General features: G+C 42.6%; 16 protein-coding genes. All 16 read left to right on the top strand.

What is annotated here, in order from left to right:
• Positions 1–3 precede the first annotated feature (3 nt).
• The 16 genes from T541_RS0110255 to pflA all read left to right on the top strand — a co-directional run bounded on the left by T541_RS0110255 (position 4) and on the right by pflA (position 16,202).
• On the top strand, positions 4–1,716 hold the full coding sequence (locus tag T541_RS0110255; protein WP_026652658.1) for a hypothetical protein: 1,713 nt from the start codon (positions 4–6) through the stop codon (positions 1,714–1,716).
• A gap of 50 nt (positions 1,717–1,766) precedes the next feature.
• Positions 1,767–2,225, top strand: coding sequence for a hypothetical protein (locus tag T541_RS0110250; RefSeq protein WP_026652657.1), 459 nt, complete (start codon positions 1,767–1,769; stop codon positions 2,223–2,225).
• Positions 2,222–2,920, top strand: a complete 699-nt coding sequence (locus T541_RS0110245; RefSeq protein WP_026652656.1) for a hypothetical protein — start codon at positions 2,222–2,224, stop codon at positions 2,918–2,920. Before T541_RS0110250 ends, T541_RS0110245 begins: the two co-directional genes overlap by 4 nt.
• 41 nt (positions 2,921–2,961) lie before the next feature.
• Positions 2,962–4,644, top strand: coding sequence for a vWA domain-containing protein (locus tag T541_RS0110240; RefSeq protein ID WP_026652655.1), 1,683 nt, complete (start codon positions 2,962–2,964; stop codon positions 4,642–4,644).
• Positions 4,645–4,665: 21 nt separating this feature from the next.
• On the top strand, positions 4,666–5,613 hold the full coding sequence (gene hprK / locus T541_RS0110235) for an HPr(Ser) kinase/phosphatase (protein WP_026652654.1): 948 nt from the start codon (positions 4,666–4,668) through the stop codon (positions 5,611–5,613).
• Between the two features lie 35 nt (positions 5,614–5,648).
• Positions 5,649–6,584 (top strand): ROK family glucokinase, encoded by a 936-nt coding sequence (locus T541_RS0110230; protein WP_026652653.1) that lies wholly within the window; start codon positions 5,649–5,651, stop codon positions 6,582–6,584.
• An 8-nt stretch (positions 6,585–6,592) separates the two neighbouring features.
• Positions 6,593–7,507 (top strand): UDP-N-acetylmuramate dehydrogenase, encoded by a 915-nt coding sequence (gene murB, locus T541_RS0110225; RefSeq protein ID WP_420314805.1) that lies wholly within the window; start codon positions 6,593–6,595, stop codon positions 7,505–7,507.
• A 26-nt stretch (positions 7,508–7,533) separates the two neighbouring features.
• Entirely contained in the window at positions 7,534–8,409 is an 876-nt protein-coding gene (gene rapZ, locus T541_RS0110220; RefSeq protein WP_026652651.1) for an RNase adapter RapZ, read from the top strand.
• Between the two features lie 3 nt (positions 8,410–8,412).
• Positions 8,413–9,357, top strand: coding sequence for a DNA-binding protein WhiA (whiA, locus tag T541_RS0110215; RefSeq protein WP_026652650.1), 945 nt, complete (start codon positions 8,413–8,415; stop codon positions 9,355–9,357).
• Between the two features lie 10 nt (positions 9,358–9,367).
• Positions 9,368–9,631 carry an HPr family phosphocarrier protein gene (locus T541_RS0110210; protein WP_026652649.1) on the top strand — a complete coding sequence of 88 codons (264 nt, stop codon included), beginning with the start codon at positions 9,368–9,370 and terminating at the stop codon, positions 9,629–9,631.
• A gap of 314 nt (positions 9,632–9,945) precedes the next feature.
• Positions 9,946–10,875 (top strand): GNAT family N-acetyltransferase, encoded by a 930-nt coding sequence (locus T541_RS0110205; protein WP_026652648.1) that lies wholly within the window; start codon positions 9,946–9,948, stop codon positions 10,873–10,875.
• A gap of 143 nt (positions 10,876–11,018) precedes the next feature.
• Positions 11,019–12,812: a Na/Pi cotransporter family protein gene (locus T541_RS0110200; protein ID WP_026652647.1), complete on the top strand. Its 1,794-nt coding sequence runs from the start codon at positions 11,019–11,021 to the stop codon at positions 12,810–12,812.
• A gap of 117 nt (positions 12,813–12,929) precedes the next feature.
• Positions 12,930–14,084, top strand: coding sequence for a serine hydrolase domain-containing protein (locus T541_RS0110195; protein ID WP_026652646.1), 1,155 nt, complete (start codon positions 12,930–12,932; stop codon positions 14,082–14,084).
• Positions 14,085–14,095: 11 nt separating this feature from the next.
• A complete protein-coding gene (locus T541_RS0110190) occupies positions 14,096–14,656 on the top strand; it encodes an NUDIX hydrolase (protein ID WP_026652645.1) in 561 nt (186 codons plus the stop codon).
• Positions 14,657–14,673: 17 nt separating this feature from the next.
• Positions 14,674–15,438 (top strand): Crp/Fnr family transcriptional regulator, encoded by a 765-nt coding sequence (locus T541_RS0110185; RefSeq protein ID WP_026652644.1) that lies wholly within the window; start codon positions 14,674–14,676, stop codon positions 15,436–15,438.
• A 26-nt stretch (positions 15,439–15,464) separates the two neighbouring features.
• A complete protein-coding gene (gene pflA, locus T541_RS0110180; RefSeq protein ID WP_026652643.1) occupies positions 15,465–16,202 on the top strand; it encodes a pyruvate formate-lyase-activating protein in 738 nt (245 codons plus the stop codon).

The raw sequence follows: 16,202 nt of genomic DNA, 5'->3' as shown, positions 1-16,202 counted from the left end.
AAATTGAAAAAGTTAGTTAAGGATTTTGGGCCAGCAATAATATTTTTTGCAGTCCTTGTGCTGATAATGGGCTTATTAAGCCTGATAAGTAAACCAGCCACGCCTGGAATGTTGAAGGATGCAAATGGTAAAGTTTATGCCAGTGGCCTTGATATTGCCATTGAGGTAGAAGATAAAGAAATCACAGCAAGGCAGTTGTTTGAAGCTGCCGCTGAGGATTTAACTTATGCCAATCATATAAATGCAGATGTGGAGTATAGCTACTCAGAAGATACCCGTTATACTGGTGATCTTAATATGGGTAATTTAATGTTTAATAAGAGTTTTGATATTAAGGCAACCCTTTTATACGACAGATATTTTTTGGATGATAAGAATAATATGTCGGTGCTTAATGGGACAGGAAGTAGTTATTACTCTGCAACTGGTGGTATTGCATCTGATTATAATCAAAACAAATCAATGGCATCAGAATACACCTGGTACAAGGGATTACAGAATGGAGAGCCTAAAACGGCTTTTCTGTATGATGGTGATAGTGAATGTTCACCTAAGATAGATGTCATGAGGATATTAGCTTTGTCTTCAAATGATTTGTCCGGGATGAATGTCGAGATCTTTTATTATCCAGACAGTGTTGATAAGACCCTGGGAGTGAAGATAGAGGGAGATGATCTTTCGTATTTTCTTAACTCATTCCAGGTAGATAACGATGTCCATGCGCAACTGGATAATGTAACCTATTATTTTAACTATGATACCAAGAGCCTTAGAAAGGTTTATGTTAAAGGCTCACACTCCAGTCCCACTGTATATTTAAGTGATTATGAAACCCTGTATCTTTTTGAAACTGATATTAAGATTAACGCCATAGAATATGGCCAGGTTGAGATGCCTGAAATTCCTGATGTAGTTGTAGAAAACTCGCAGCTTAACGGGTTTCTTACTGGCGACAGTACCATAGTTCCAAATGCAGGTATTACAATGCCTTTTATAGAAGGGACTCAGTGGGCAGAAGATGCAAGGATCATATTAACCAGAACTCTTTCAAAAATTACCGACGAAGGATTTTCTATTCAAAGGTACAGTGAAGCTATAGGTGAGGCTGCAAAGGAGACAGGATACGAGAAAGTAAAAGCTGAATATAATGTTGATGAGAATGAGACTCTGATTCTGGTTCGTTTCACTTTTGATAAAGATGGTCAGGAAGCTGGAAGTATATTTGTTCCAATAATAATGACCGCAGATGGCTTAATCTGTGGCACCAACATGGTAGTTCTTTCCGAAGACATGGTTTCTGTATATGAAGATGGAAGCATTATGGTTATTCATTCCATATCAGATTCTTTGTGGGGAGAAATGCTGTGTACACTGGATGAGTACGGTAGGATTATCGATAAGTACACCAAAGTTGAAGAGAGCAAGATCTCTAATCTGTTGCTGGAAGAGGAAATGAACGCCTTTTCTTCTATGGATAGTAAAGGACTTACAAACCTGGCTAACAATTATGATTATGCCAAGTATACATCGGTAACAAAGCTTACAGTTCTAGAGGATGGTGTGAACAACGTATATTACTGCGTTGGAAGAGACGAAGACACCACAGCCCTGGAGAACTTAACGGGCCTTAAGTTCCTGGATCAGGACAAGCTTTTATCTAAAACAGAAATGAAAAAAGTTAATGAAGTAACTGAGTGGCAAATTTTAGGGGAATAATATATAATATCTCACAGATTATTGATAGAAATGGTGGTTTTTTCTGCTAAATGAGTAGTATGGAAGTACTTTTACTTCAAAAGAAAATAGCGGATTATCCTGAGCGCATCGATAAGATGCAAAAGCGATATGGTATGATCATGGCCCCAAGGTCATCAGAGATTTCTTCTGCCATCAAGGGGCTTAATTCCTATATGTTACAGCTTAAGGTAAATAGAGGCTCTTTTGCCAAGCTTAAGCAGGAGATTGACCAGGATGTGGCAAGACTTCAGGCCCTTGAAGGGAATCTGGATAGGACAAAAGAGCTGTCTGAGTCCATAAGGCTTAGTGTGGTTCAGGTCATGCATGCCAAGGCAACCACGGAGACTTACCTTGCTTCTATTGACGCTCAGATCGATGGGGCAGTGACAGCCAAGGAGAAGCTTGAGCTGGCACAGAAACAGAAAAAGACTGTTGATGTAATTAATCTTCTAACAATGATACAAAATGGAGATGGATATAAACTATGAATAAAAAGAGACTTGTAACCGGTATTTTGGTTATGATTTTGGGAATAGGAGCAGCGGTGGCTATCGGTGTTAATGCAACAGATATGATCATTGGTGCTGGTATATTTGTGGTTAAGCTGGCGACAATAGCAGCAGTCCTTGTGTCACTTCTGGGTATTGGTCTTACAGCCTTTCCTATTATTAAGTACAAGATCAAGAAGAGCGCGGAAGATAAGGCAGCAGCCAAGAAGAAGGCTCAGGAAGAGGAAATGATCCGCAAGAAGAGAGAGGACGTTAAGGGCCTTGTTAATCAGCTTATCCTTGATGAGCCTGGATTTGCACAGGCTGGTGAGAAGCTTCTGGATCACATGGATCAGATGGATGAGTTTGTTGAGAGAAACGACAAGCTCTTTAGAATTAACGATATGACTGAGTTTGAGAGTATGAAGGGGATTATCTCTCAGGCTAAGAATGCACTTTATCATAACTGCCGTGGTGCGGTTAACCTGTACGTTGCCCTTGAGGATTCTGGTGAATTCGATACAGAGTTCCAGAAGGTAATTGATGGCAACGAGGAGCTTATCAAGAATTCGCAGGATTTCCTTTTGGAGCTTGCTAGATATACTAATGAACAGAATGAGGACACGGATGCAGTGACCATGGTTCAGGATTATGCCAATGCCATAGGACAGTCACTGAGACATACGTATAACTGAGAATTCTAAAATATTAATAATATAGAGGAGTGGGAAACTATATGAAAAAAGGGAAATTTTTAAAGGGAGCTTTGGCTGTCTTACTTGCGTTGTCTGTAACTGCTTGCACTAACACTACACAGAACGCAACGCTTTCTAATTCACTTAGCTATGATGACGCTGTTACTGAGCTTAACTCTTTTGTTAAGAAGATCGATCCTACAACAGTGCAAGCGAGACTTGACGTTGATATGTCAGATGCATCTGTTGCAGATTCTCTGGCAGATATCGATACCTTCGATATGGTTCTTGAGGGAACAGGAGAGATCAACATTGAGATTGCTGCTCCATCAGAGCTTAGCGGAAGCTCATATCCAGATGAGTGGCTGGTTGCTGTGGGACAGAAGTTCAACAAGGCTGGCTATACAGTAGATGGAAAGAGTGTTTCAGTTTCAATTAGAAAGATCTCATCAGGTGAGACTCTTACTTATATTACAAGTGGTGGATATCAGCCAGATCTTTATATCCCATCTAACGACATGTGGGGTGAGATGCTCTCAGCAAACGGCGTTAAGACCACAAAGCTTACAGACAGACTTGCTGGAAACACAGCAGGTATCCTTATGTCCAAGGATGTGTATGACACATATTCAGCTAAGTACGGCGAAGTAACTGTTAAGGGCGTTTTGGAAGCGGCTAACGCTGGTGACCTTGTATTTGCCTACACTAACCCTTACACATCAGCAACAGGTATGAACATCCTTTGCTCAATGCTTTATGCTTTTGATAATACAAATCCATTGTCAGCAAGCTCTGTTGATCAGCTTGTACAGTATCAGAACAACGCTCCAACAGCAGCTTACACAACATCAATCCTTAAGGATTCAGCTGCCAAGGGCATTATCGATGCAATGGTAATGGAAGAGCAGACCTACATCAACAACGCAGAGCTTAAGAATTACGTATATACACCAGCAGGTGTTCGTCATGATCACCCTGTATATGCTTTCGGCTGGACAGATGATAATGAGATGGAAGTTGCCAAGCAGTTCGTAGACTTCTGCCTTTCTAAGGAAAGCCAGGATATGGCTACAGAGCGTGGCTTCAATCTTCACGAGGATTATGTATCAGAGAACTATGGTATGACAGGTGCTGATTACCTTTCAGCACAGAAGGTATGGAAGACTAACAAGAACGGTAGCCGTCCAACAGTTGCTGTATTCGTTACTGACGTTTCAGGTTCTATGAATGGTACACGTATCAAGTCCCTTAAGGAATCTCTTCTTAATACAATGCAGTACATTGATTCCAGCAGCTACATCGGTCTTGTAAGCTACAGTGATAAGGTTTACATCAACCTTCCAATCGCTCAGTTCGACAACAAGCAGCGCGCATACTTTAGCGGTGCCGTTAAGGATCTAGAGCTTGGTGGACAGACAGCTACTTACGATGCTGTACTTGTTGGTATGAAGATGCTTATTGATGCTAAGAAGGATATTCCTGATGCTAACATGATGCTCTTCGTTCTTTCTGACGGAGCGCAGAATGCCGGTTATGAATTAAAAAGAATTACTCCAATAGTTGGAGGTCTTGGTATTTCAGTATATACTATAGGATATGAGATGGATGAATCTGATAAAAAAGATCTCCAGACCTTATCAGAGGTTAACGAAGCAGTTTGTATTGATGCAGATTCTGCAGATATCGTCAATGAACTTAGAAATCTGTTCAATGTAAATATGTAATGTATTCTTAGGAGGGGACAAATGTCGAGTGTAAGTCTTAAAACTATCATTGAAAAAATGAAGCTTGAGAATTTGACACCGGAGCTTGATATCAGGAAGATCAGAATTCTTCAGCCAGATATCAACAGACCAGCGCTTCAGCTTGCAGGTTATTTTGAGCACTTTGAGGCAACAAGACTTCAGGTAATTGGTTTCGTAGAATATACATATATGGAGTCATTCTCACAGGAAGAAAAGGAAAAGATGTACAGAGAGTTCCTCTCTTTTGACATCCCTGGTGTTGTATTCTGTAGAGAGCTTACTCCAGATCCTCTGTTTATCAAGATCGCTATTGAAGAGAAGGTTCCTGTTCTTATTACTAAGAAATCAACCTCTGCATTCATGGCAGAGATAATCAGATGGCTCAATGTTAAGCTTGCTCCATGCATTTCTATCCACGGTGTTCTTGTGGATGTATATGGTGTTGGTGTTCTTATTACAGGTGAGAGTGGAATCGGTAAGTCCGAGACTGCAATCGAGCTTATCAAGAGAGGACATCGTCTCGTATCTGATGATGTAGTAGAGCTTAGAAGAGTAAGTGAAGAGACCCTTATCGGTTCAGCACCAGACATTACTAAGCACTTCATCGAGATGAGAGGTGTAGGTATCATCGACGTTAAGACCCTTTACGGTGTATCAAGCGTAAGAGAGACACAGAACATTGACCTTGTTATCAAGCTTGAGGACTGGGATAAGGATAAGGAATATGACAGACTTGGTCTGGAAGAGGAGTACACAGAGTACCTTGGTAATAAGGTAGTTTGCCACCGTATTCCAATCCGTCCAGGTAGAAACCTTGCGGTTATTTGCGAATCAGCTGCTGTTAACCACAGACAGAAGGCTATGGGATATAATGCAGCTCAGGAGCTTTACAACAGGGTTCAGAATTCTCTTGCAAGGAGAAGATCTGACGACGATGACGAAGATTGATAGGACAGATATATTTATAAATGAGGAGAAATAAAATGGCACGTTACGTATTTGGAGCAGATGTTGGAGGAACAACAGCTAAGATCGGACTTCTTTCAGAGACAGGTGAGAAGCTTGATTTCTGGGAGATTCCTACCAGAACAGAGAACAATGGTGAGATGATCATCCCTGATGTTGCTGAGTCAATCAGAAACAAGATGAAAGAGAAAGGTCTTAACGATAACGACGTTATCGGCGCAGGAATCGGTGTTCCTGGTGCAGTTAATGTTGATGGCATCTGCTATCAGGCAGTTAACCTTGGATGGGAGAACATGAATGTAGTTAATGAGCTTCATTCAAAGCTTAAACTTCCTGTAAAGGCTGGTAACGATGCTAATGTTGCAGCTCTTGGAGAATCCTGGAAGGGCGGTGGACAGGGCTATCGCAATATGCTTCTTGTAACTCTTGGAACAGGCGTTGGTGGTGGTATCATCATCGAAGGCAAGATCCTTGCAGGTGCAAAGGGTGCAGGCGGAGAGATCGGACATATTCATCTTGTAGATGATGAGCCAGATTCATGCGGATGCGGTAAGCACGGCTGCTTCGAGCAGTTTGCCAGCGCTACAGGGGCAGTAAGACTTGCAAAAAGAGTTTTAGAGTCAAGCACAGAGGACAGCGTTCTTCGTGGTAAGGACTTCGAGTGTAAGGATATCTTTGATGGCTACAAGGCTGGAGATGCTCTTTGCAAGAAGGCTGCAGAGCAGTATGGTTATTACCTTGGAAAGGGAATCGCAGCAGTAGCAACTGTTGTTAACCCTGAGATCATCGTTATCGGTGGTGGTGTTTCTAAAGCTGGAGACGTTCTCTTTGATCTTCTTATGCCAAGCTTTAAGAAATATGTATTCCCAGGTTGTGCAGATGCTAAGTTCGCACTTGCTAAGCTTGGAAATGATGCTGGTGTATTCGGTGCAGCTAAGATGCTCATCGACTAAAGGAGTCTTTGGTGAATAAGGAAGTACTTAATATCCTAAGAGACATTGTCTCAGAGGAAGATATTTTAATAAATGAAGACATGAGCAGGCACACTACGTTTAAAACTGGTGGGCCTGCAAGCCTTTTTATAAGGCCAAAGAGCTTTGATGAGCTTAAGAAGATCATAGCTCTTTTTAAAAGAGCTGAAGTTGAATACTTCGTTCTTGGAAATGGAAGCAATCTCCTTGTTTCTGACAAGGGATATGACGGAGCTATAATCTCAACAGAGAGATTAACCGAAATACATTTAGAGGACGATAACAGAATATATGCGGAAGCTGGCGTTATGAACTCCAAGATAGCCCGCGTTGCCTGTGATAACTCTCTTACCGGATTTGAGTTTGCAGCTGGAATCCCTGGAACCATCGGCGGAGCCATGATCATGAACGCTGGTGCCTATGGCGGAGAGATGAAGCTTGTTACCAAAGAAGTGAGAGTTCTTTCTCCAGATGCAGAGATCATAAGGCTGGATAACGAAGCTCTTAAGTTTGGATACAGAACCAGCGCATTAAAGGGCAAGAAGTTCATAGTTCTTTCTGTGCTCATTGAACTTGAAAAGGGCGACAAGGAAGAGATTTCCAAGACCATGGCTGAGCTGGCTGGAAAGAGACGAGAGAAGCAGCCTTTGGAATTCTCAAGCGCAGGTTCTACATTTAAAAGACCTGAAGGCCACTTTGCAGGTAAGCTTATTGAGGATGCCGGTCTTAGGGGCTACACAGTAGGTGGCGCCCAGGTTTCTGAGAAGCACTGCGGATTTGTAGTTAATAAGGGTTCAGCTACATCTTCAGATGTGTACCAGCTGATCTGCGACGTAAGAGATAAGGTATTCGACGTTTCTGGCGTTACACTGGAGCCGGAAGTAATAATGCTTGGTGAGTTTTAACTTAGAACAGTTTGAGAGGTGTTCACATGAGATTTGTGATAGTAACCGGAATGAGCGGCGGTGGTAAGTCCACAGCGATTCATATGCTTGAGGATGCAGGTTTTTACTGTGTAGACAATCTGCCAGTTTCCCTGATCGAGAAGTTTGCTGAGCTTATCACAATGCCTGATAGTGAGATCAGTAAGGTTGCCCTTGGAATAGATACCAGAGCCGGACAGAAGTTTGAAGAAGTTGCGGGAATTATTGATGGTCTCAAGGTTAGAGGTATTCCTATCGAGGTCCTTTACATGGATGCCAGCGATCAGGTCCTTATCAAAAGATATAAAGAGACAAGACGAATTCATCCAATGAATGTCACTTCTGTAGGAGACAGAATCGAGGAGGGTATTGCCAAGGAGAGAGCTCTTCTTGCAGAGATTAAGAAAAGAGCTGACTATGTAATTGATTCCTCTCAGCTTCTTACCAGAGAGTTAAAAGAGGAGCTGGATAAGATCTTCGTTAAAAACGAGGAATACAATTCCCTGATGGTAACAATCCTTTCCTTTGGGTTTAAGTATGGAATTCCAAGTGATGCGGATCTTGTATTTGATGTCAGATTTTTACCTAACCCATATTATATTGATGAGCTCAAGCACCAGACAGGTAACGACAAGGGCGTTCAGGACTACGTAAAGAGCTTCCCAGCCTGTGGAGAATTCTGCGATAAGCTGGAGGATATGCTTCAGTTCTTGATTCCTGGCTATGTTCAGGAAGGTAAATACCAGCTTGTTGTTGCAATAGGATGTACTGGTGGACAGCACAGAAGTGTGACTATTGCCAATGAGCTCTACCAGAGACTCAAGGATTCAAAAGGAAACTATGGTCTTAAACTGTCTCATAGAGATGTTAAGCAGGCAAGGTGAGATATGTCTTTTTCACAAGAAGTTAGAGAAGAGCTTGCCGGTAATATTGGAAACGCGAGACACTGTCAGCTTTCTGAAATTGCCGCAATATTGATAAATGCAGGGTGCATCAAGACCTCCAAAGAGGGGGATAGAACCTTGTACCTACAGGCCGATAACGTGCTTGTAGTGAGAAAGTTCTTTACATTATTAAAAAAAGCATTTAATATAGGAACTAGCATTTTGGAGGACGTTCCTGATGTGCGAAATAACGGTCGTGTTTACAGACCGGTTTTGACTGATGCTTCGCATATTCGCTCTATTTTAGGAGCGGTCAAGATGCTTGATAGTAACAACCAGATAATGGGCTTTGATAATGGAGCCAATCCGATGGTTACCAGAAATTCCTGTTGTAAGAGGGCCTTTCTGCGTGACACTTTTTTATGCATCGGGTCCATTAGCGATCCCAATAAGGGCTATCATCTTGAATTTGTATGTTCCAATGAAGTAATTGCCCGGCAGTTACAAGAGATGATAGAAAGCTTTGATATAGAGTCAAGGATAGTAGTTAGGAAGAAGTATTACGTCCTCTATATTAAGGAGGGTGCTGACATTGTAGATCTTTTGAATATAATGGGAGCCCCCGTAAGTCTCATGAATCTGGAGAATCTCCGTATTGTAAAAGAGATGCGTAACTCCATAAACAGGCGCGTTAACTGTGAGGTTGCCAATATTACCAAGACCGTTAATGCAGCCACCAAGCAGATTGAGGATATTACCTATATCCGAGATCATTATGGATTCGACAATCTGCAGGCCAGTTTAAGAGAGATGGCCGAGGTAAGGCTGGAGCATCCGGATGCAACGCTTTCAGAGCTTGGACAGTATCTGGATCCACCTGTTGGTAAGTCAGGAGTTAATCATCGTCTCAGGAAGCTTAGTGAAATCGCGGATAAGATTCGATTTTAAGGAGGAAATTATGATAACAAAATCTATCGAGATCAAGTTGCCTAGAGGTTTAGAGGCAAGACCAGTTGCAGAGCTTGTTCAGCTTGCCAGCAAGTATGACAGCACTGTACACATTGAAGCTCAGTCCAAGAAGGTTAATGCCAAGAGTATCATGGGAATGATGACACTTAACCTTAGTTCTGGCGAGGCAGTTACTGTAATTGCCGAGGGTAGTGATGAGGAATCAGCTGTAGCTGATATGGAGAATTTCCTTCAGGGAAATGCCCAGAAATAAAAAAAGCCCTATAACAGGGAGGATGCCAGGTAAGCTTCCTTACCTGGCATATTATGAAAAAGTTTTTTTAATTTGGTATTGTCTTAACTCATCTGACAATATTATAGTAACAAGTCAATATGTCCAAACAATGATTTGAAGTAACCATTCCTTTAATTAATTGTTAACAAATTGTAAACGCCACCAAATTCAGATTTCTGGATTCGGTGGTTTTCTTGTTGTATAGGGAAACTACGGGATTTTGTCATTGCAAGACAGGTGAATAGTGGGAATTATAAGCGATTCGTAGTAATATATTGAGTAGAGGTAGATGCATGCTTAAAAAGATAGTCTTTGTGGTGGACAATCCAGATAAAAAGATAGGTGAAACCCGTAGCTACGTTATAGAAAATGGCTACGGCAGTGATATTATCAGCACAGTCCATGCGCTTAACGACACAAATACTATATTTGACGGTGATGAGCCCTATAAGAATGAGATTCTTATAGGCTGTGATAATCCAGATACTGCTAAGAAGCTGACAGATCAAGGCTTCTACGTGGTGGGCATCATTCCAGATGCGGCCCAGACGGAAGGTGAAGGAAATACAACCTTTGAAGGTCTTAAATATGTCTTTTCCGACATTGACCAGGTGGAAATGGACTCATTTGTGAAGGCTTATCAGAGATACAGTGGTGAGCCCTGGGATATATTAGATACAGAGCGCCTTCATATAAGAGAGACCACCGTGGATGACGTGGATGAGTTCTACAAGCTATACAGAGATCCGGAAATGACCAGATATATGGAAGGTCTTTTCGAGAATCCAGAGGATGAGAAGCGTTATCAAAAGGACTACATCGAGAAGGTCTATGGGCTCATGGGCTTTGGAGTGTGGACTCTGGTCCGTAAGAGCGACGGCGCAGTGATAGGAAGAGCTGGCTATTCAGTCAGAAATGGTTTCGACGATATAGAGCTGGGCTTTCTTGTGGGCACAGAGTATCAGAGACAGGGCTATGCATACGAAGCCTGCAAAGCGATCCTGGATTATGGAAGAGATATGCTTCTATTTGAAGAGGTCCAGACCCTTGTTAAAAAAGAAAATGAAGTATCCATCCACATTTGCGAGAAGCTGGGTTTCATTATAACTGATGAGGTGGATGTTGAAGAGAATATATATGGAGATGAATACATGACGGACAAAAGGGTGTCTCTTAATGAGGCAAGATTTGGTAAGTATGTCCGCATGCTGAAGGAGTTATAGTAAAGAGCTGATATCCTATATTTTTTTATGGTAATTTTTAGGTTAATCCTGTAATATATACCTGTAGCAAAGAGAAGGAAAGATAAGAAATAGGTACGAAGAGCAGGAAAGCTCTTAAGGGAGAGTACCTATATGGAGGAAAAATGAGTTCTTTAGAAATGTTTAGTCTGGTAGCAGGATTGGTGGGCGGACTTGCCATGTTCCTTTATGGAATGAATGTCATGAGTGGCGGTCTTACCAAGGCAGCAGGTGGCAAGCTTGAGATTGTACTTGCCAAGGTGACCAAGCATCCAGTCATTGCATATCTTTTTGGAGTTGGAGTAACAGCTCTTGTTCAGTCATCATCAGCTTCAACCGTCATGGTTGTTGGTCTTGTTAACTCCGGAATCATGAGTCTTAAGCAGGCAGTTAGCGTAATCCTTGGTGCTAACCTTGGTACTACATTTACAGCCTGGCTTCTTTCATTGAACGCAATCAGCAGTGATAACTTTATAATCAATCTTTTAAAGCCAACATCCTTTACACCATTCCTGGCCCTTATTGGTATTGGCTTATACATGTTTGCCAAAACAGATAAGAAGAAAAACATCGGTACAATTCTTCTTGGCTTTTCAGTTCTTATGTTTGGAATGAGCACCATGTCCAACGCAGTTTCTCCACTTAAGGACGTGGACAGCTTTAAGGCATTCCTTACAACCTTTAGTAATCCGCTTGTCGGCTTTATGGTAGGTATTATCTTTACAATGGTTATTCAGAGTTCCGCTGGTACCATCGGTGTACTTCAGGCGTTATCTCTTTCTGTAAAGGTTAAGTACAGCATGGCAATCCCAGTTGTCATCGGAGCTGAGGTTGGTACCTGTATTACAGCAATTCTTTCATCCCTTGGAGCTAACAAGAATGGTAAAAGAACTGCTCTTATGCACCTGTACTTCAACATTATCAAGGCGTCCCTGTTCATGATCATCTTCTATTCATTAAATGCAGTTATGCACTTCGCATTTATGGAGACAGAGATCGGTATGGTGGGAATCGCTGGTATTCATACACTGGTTAACCTGGTGGCAACACCACTTATGCTTCCATTTGCAGGTCTTTTGGTTAACCTGGCACTTAAGACTATTCCTATCGATGATAAGGAAAAGAAGGAACAGGAAGAGCAGGAAGGCATCCGCACACTGGATCCTCGTTTCCTTTCCAATCCTCCATTTGCTTTGGAGCAGGCAAGACAGGCAGCTATTACCATGGCCAATATGTCCAAGGATGCTCTTACTAAGGCAATCGGACTTATCACTGAATTCGATGAGGATGAGGCTTCTGAGGTTGACTACCTTGAGCGTAAGGTGGATCAGTACGAGGATCAGCTTGGAACCTACCTGATGAAGATCAACAGTCATCACCTGGGCGAGCAGGATTCCCACACCTTGTCGGTTCTTTTACACTGTATTACTGACTACGAGCGTATCAGTGACCATGCTCTTAATATCATGCAGAAGGCAAGGAACATGGATGAAAATAAGAGAAAGTTCTCGCCAAAGGCCCAGACAGAGATGGATATCTTTTCATCAGCTGTTCAGGAGATCACAGACCTTTCAATAAGAGCCTTCGAGAATCAGGACATTGAGCTTGCCAAGACCATTGAGCCTCTTGAGGAAGCCATTGACGGCATTCAGAAGGAAGTTAAGAGAAGACATGTAAGACGTCTTCGTAAGGGTAAATGTACTATTGAGCAGGGCTTTGACCTTAGCGATATCGGAACAGACTTTGAGCGAATCGCTGATCACTGCAGTAACATAGCTGTTGGAATCATTGAGGTCAACGACGATGCTTACGATGCTCACGGTTATATCGAGCACCTCAAGGCCGAGAAGAGAGAGGGCTTCGAGAAGGCAGTGGATTTCTACGAGAGAAAATATCGCTTGCCAGAAGTAAAATTTTAAATATAATTTTGTATATGCTATCATTGAGCTGTGGGATTACTCACAGCTCACATTTATGTATGGCGGACAATCAGGATAGAACCTGAATAAAGTAACGATAGATTTGAGGAAATAGTAATGAACATTAGAAAGCTTAACAGACTTGATAAACTTATTGATGCCCAGAGAAGTGCCAACAAGCTTCAGGGCGCCACAATCCTTGTGGAACACAACGGTAAAAGGGTTTACGAGAATCATTTTGAACCAGACAGAGAGGACAGCATCTATAAGATTTTTGACATGACTGCGCCTATCACTGCTTTTGCAGCAATGATGCTCTATGAGAGAGGCGAGCTGGATCTTATGAGTAAGCTCTCAGACTATATTCCTGGCTTTGAGAAGTGCAAGGTTGCATCTGCTGAGGGAATTACAGCAGCTACAAGACCAATCCTTATTAAGGACCTTCTCAACATGACTTCAGGAATCGTCTACGCTGGAGACTTCGGCGAAGCAGAGAGATCCATGGGTAAAATCTATCGTGAAGCCAAGACCCAGAGAGAATCTGGAATTCTTAAGAATAATCTCGATGTTTGCAATAAGCTTTCTGAAGGATATCTTGCATTTGAACCTGGAACAGGCTTTAGATATGGACATTCCGCAGATATCATGGCGGGAGTTATTGAGAAGGTAACTGGTAAGAAATTCTCAGACTACCTTAAGAAGGAGCTCTTTTCTCCACTTAATATGGAGGATACAGATTTCAAGATCGATGAGAGCAAGGCCTTCAGACAGGCAGTTCTCTATAGAAGAGATAAAAGTGGCAAGGTTGTAAGAGCCGAGGATGACGTTAAGAGACGCCTTGAAATGGACAATCCAACAAGGGATCCTTGGTTTGAGATGGGTGGAAGTGGCTTGTATTCCACAGCTAACGACTATTCTCATTTCACACAGATGCTTCTTAACAAGGGTGCTTACCACGGCAAGGAGCTTGTGGGTAAGAAGACTCTGGCCTACATGACATCACCACAGCTTCACGGCATTCAGCTTGATGGCTATGACCTTGAGAACTGTGCTGGCTACAACTATGGCAATTATTTCAGAATTCTCACAGATCCTTCACTGGCAGTGTCCAACGGCAGCGTTGGAGAGTACGGATGGGACGGAAGAGCAGGCTCTTATTTCTTCATCGATCCTAGCGAGGACCTGACATTTATCTACATGCAGCAGATCGAGGGAGGCTGCGATTACAGCTTTATCCGTAAGATGCGCCAGATCGTTTATGGTGCAATGTAAAAGGAGCTATCATGAAACTTGAACATATTAGTAAGAAGGAGCAGGGTGAGTTCATCACCAGATATGACCTTCACTACAGGACCGAGGATGATCAGCCTAAGATCTACGAGATCATCAGTAGAAATCCTGATATTAAGGATATTAGCGACATCAACAATGACAAGATTGATGCGGTAGTCATGATCATGCATGACGAAACAGGGGAGAAGATCCTCATCGATAAAGAGTTCAGACTTGCGCCAGGTGCCTGGGTTTATGGTTTCCCGGCAGGTCTTATGGAGCCAGGGGAGAGCCCTGAAGAGTGCGCCAGAAGAGAGCTCAAGGAAGAGACAGGACTTGATATTACTAGTATCGACGACTGGATCGGAGAGAGCTACAGCGCTGTGGGATTTTCCAATGAAAAGAATGTGTGCTGTGTAGGAAAGGCTAAGGGTGAGTTTGCCAAGAGCAATTCCAATGTAGAGGAGATTGTTCCAGGCTGGTATACCAAGGCAGAGGTTAGGGAACTTCTTAAGACTCAGCCTTTTGCAGCCAGAACACAGGCCTATTGTTACTTGTGGTCCAGGGAATAACGGATTGGGAAAAGAGTATGAACGATAAGACCAAAACATCGAAAAGCGGAATATACCAGAATGCAGAGAAGGCCGAGGAGCTCAAGAAGGGCATCATAGGCCTTAATATCTGTGAGGAGTGCGGTGGATTCTGTACTGAGAGTGTCCCTCTTATCGAAGGACTTCCTGTAAATGCTCAGGTGAGTCTGATGGAGCACTCCATCCACGAGAACCTCAAGAAGGGTAGTTATCTTTTTCGTGAGGGCGAGGATGTAGACTCAATCTGTATCATCCGAAAGGGAAGAGTAAAGCTCTGCAGATATGATTCCCTTGGAAGAGAGCAGATCATCACTATTCTTGCAGACCATGATATCATCTGGGAGGGCATGTTCCTGGATGGCAGTGTTTATCCGTATTCTGCAGTGTGTCTGACTAATGCGTCCATCTGTCAGATCCACAGGGACGATTTCATTAAAGTGGTTGATAATCCAACAGCCGCCATGAACATCATTATTTTGCTAAGTAAGAAGCTTCATGATGCCAACGAAAGAAATATGCTACTGTCCACCAAGGACCCACTTGCACGTCTGGCGGGCTTTTTGATGTACAGGGTTGACAGAAGCGCTACAGATGATATAGTACTAAAGCTTGATGATATAGCAGCCAGCGTTAGTCTTCGAACTGAGACCGTCAGCAGGAAGCTCAGGGAAATGGAGAAGATGAAGCTGATCCAGAGAGTAGGCCACGCCAAGTTAAGAGTTCTTGACCGTGATGCCTTGAGGGAGATCTATATTTCCCAGTAATAATAATTAAGATGTAAGGAGTTCAAATGATAAAGGGAGCAATTCATTCTATAGAGACTTTTGGTTCAGTTGATGGACCAGGAATCAGATTCATCGTATTTCTTAAGGGATGCAAGTTAAGGTGTAAGTACTGCCACAACGCAGACACCTGGGATCCTAAGTCAGAGGATATGAGAACTGCCACAGAGCTTTTAGACTTTGCAGAAAGATATAGAGGCTACTGGGGTGAAGATGGCGGAATTACAGTAAGTGGTGGAGAACCACTTCTTCAGATAGACTTTTTAATCGAGCTTTTCAAGGAGTGCAAGGAGCGTGGCATTAATACCTGTATTGACACAGCGCTTCAGCCTTTTGATCCAGACAGAAACAGCGAGTTCTTTGGAAAGTTTGAAGAGCTTATGAAGTACACAGATCTTCTCCTTGTAGATATCAAGCACATTAACAGAGAAGAGCATGTTAAGCTTACAGGCCTTCCTAATGAAAATATTATCGAGGGAATGAAGTATCTGTCAGAGATCGGCAAGCCAATTTGGATCAGACACGTGCTGGTTCCTGGCATTACCGATAATGATGAATATCTCAAAGAGACAAGAAGTTTTATTGAGACTCTTTCTAATGTTAAAAAGATAGAAGTGCTGCCATATCACACAATGGGTCAGCACAAATTTGAGGCACTGGGAATCCCTTATCAGCTTGAGGGAGTAGAATCCCCCTCCGCAGATCGTGTTCAGAACGCAACACGCATCCTTCGCGGAGAGGAGTAA

Source organism: Butyrivibrio proteoclasticus P6B7, from assembly GCF_000622085.1.
Taxonomy (GTDB): Bacteria; Bacillota; Clostridia; order Lachnospirales; family Lachnospiraceae; genus Butyrivibrio; species Butyrivibrio proteoclasticus_A.
The sequence above is the reverse complement of the archived record's forward strand: the minus strand, read 5'-3'. Positions and strand labels throughout refer to the sequence as shown.

Bases quoted from the DNA above. Each gene is read 5' to 3' on its own strand.
- hprK (WP_026652654.1), top strand. From the start codon at position 4,666: ATGTCGAGTGTAAGTCTTAAAACTATCATTGAAAAAATGAAGCTTGAG.
- pflA (WP_026652643.1), top strand. From the start codon at position 15,465: ATGATAAAGGGAGCAATTCATTCTATAGAGACTTTTGGTTCAGTTGAT.
- whiA (WP_026652650.1), top strand. From the start codon at position 8,413: ATGTCTTTTTCACAAGAAGTTAGAGAAGAGCTTGCCGGTAATATTGGA.
- rapZ (WP_026652651.1), top strand. From the start codon at position 7,534: ATGAGATTTGTGATAGTAACCGGAATGAGCGGCGGTGGTAAGTCCACA.
- T541_RS0110185 (WP_026652644.1), top strand. From the start codon at position 14,674: ATGAACGATAAGACCAAAACATCGAAAAGCGGAATATACCAGAATGCA.
- T541_RS0110240 (WP_026652655.1), top strand. From the start codon at position 2,962: ATGAAAAAAGGGAAATTTTTAAAGGGAGCTTTGGCTGTCTTACTTGCG.
- T541_RS0110210 (WP_026652649.1), top strand. From the start codon at position 9,368: ATGATAACAAAATCTATCGAGATCAAGTTGCCTAGAGGTTTAGAGGCA.
- T541_RS0110250 (WP_026652657.1), top strand. From the start codon at position 1,767: ATGAGTAGTATGGAAGTACTTTTACTTCAAAAGAAAATAGCGGATTAT.
- T541_RS0110230 (WP_026652653.1), top strand. From the start codon at position 5,649: ATGGCACGTTACGTATTTGGAGCAGATGTTGGAGGAACAACAGCTAAG.
- T541_RS0110190 (WP_026652645.1), top strand. From the start codon at position 14,096: ATGAAACTTGAACATATTAGTAAGAAGGAGCAGGGTGAGTTCATCACC.
- T541_RS0110195 (WP_026652646.1), top strand. From the start codon at position 12,930: ATGAACATTAGAAAGCTTAACAGACTTGATAAACTTATTGATGCCCAG.
- T541_RS0110245 (WP_026652656.1), top strand. From the start codon at position 2,222: ATGAATAAAAAGAGACTTGTAACCGGTATTTTGGTTATGATTTTGGGA.
- T541_RS0110200 (WP_026652647.1), top strand. From the start codon at position 11,019: ATGAGTTCTTTAGAAATGTTTAGTCTGGTAGCAGGATTGGTGGGCGGA.
- T541_RS0110205 (WP_026652648.1), top strand. From the start codon at position 9,946: ATGCTTAAAAAGATAGTCTTTGTGGTGGACAATCCAGATAAAAAGATA.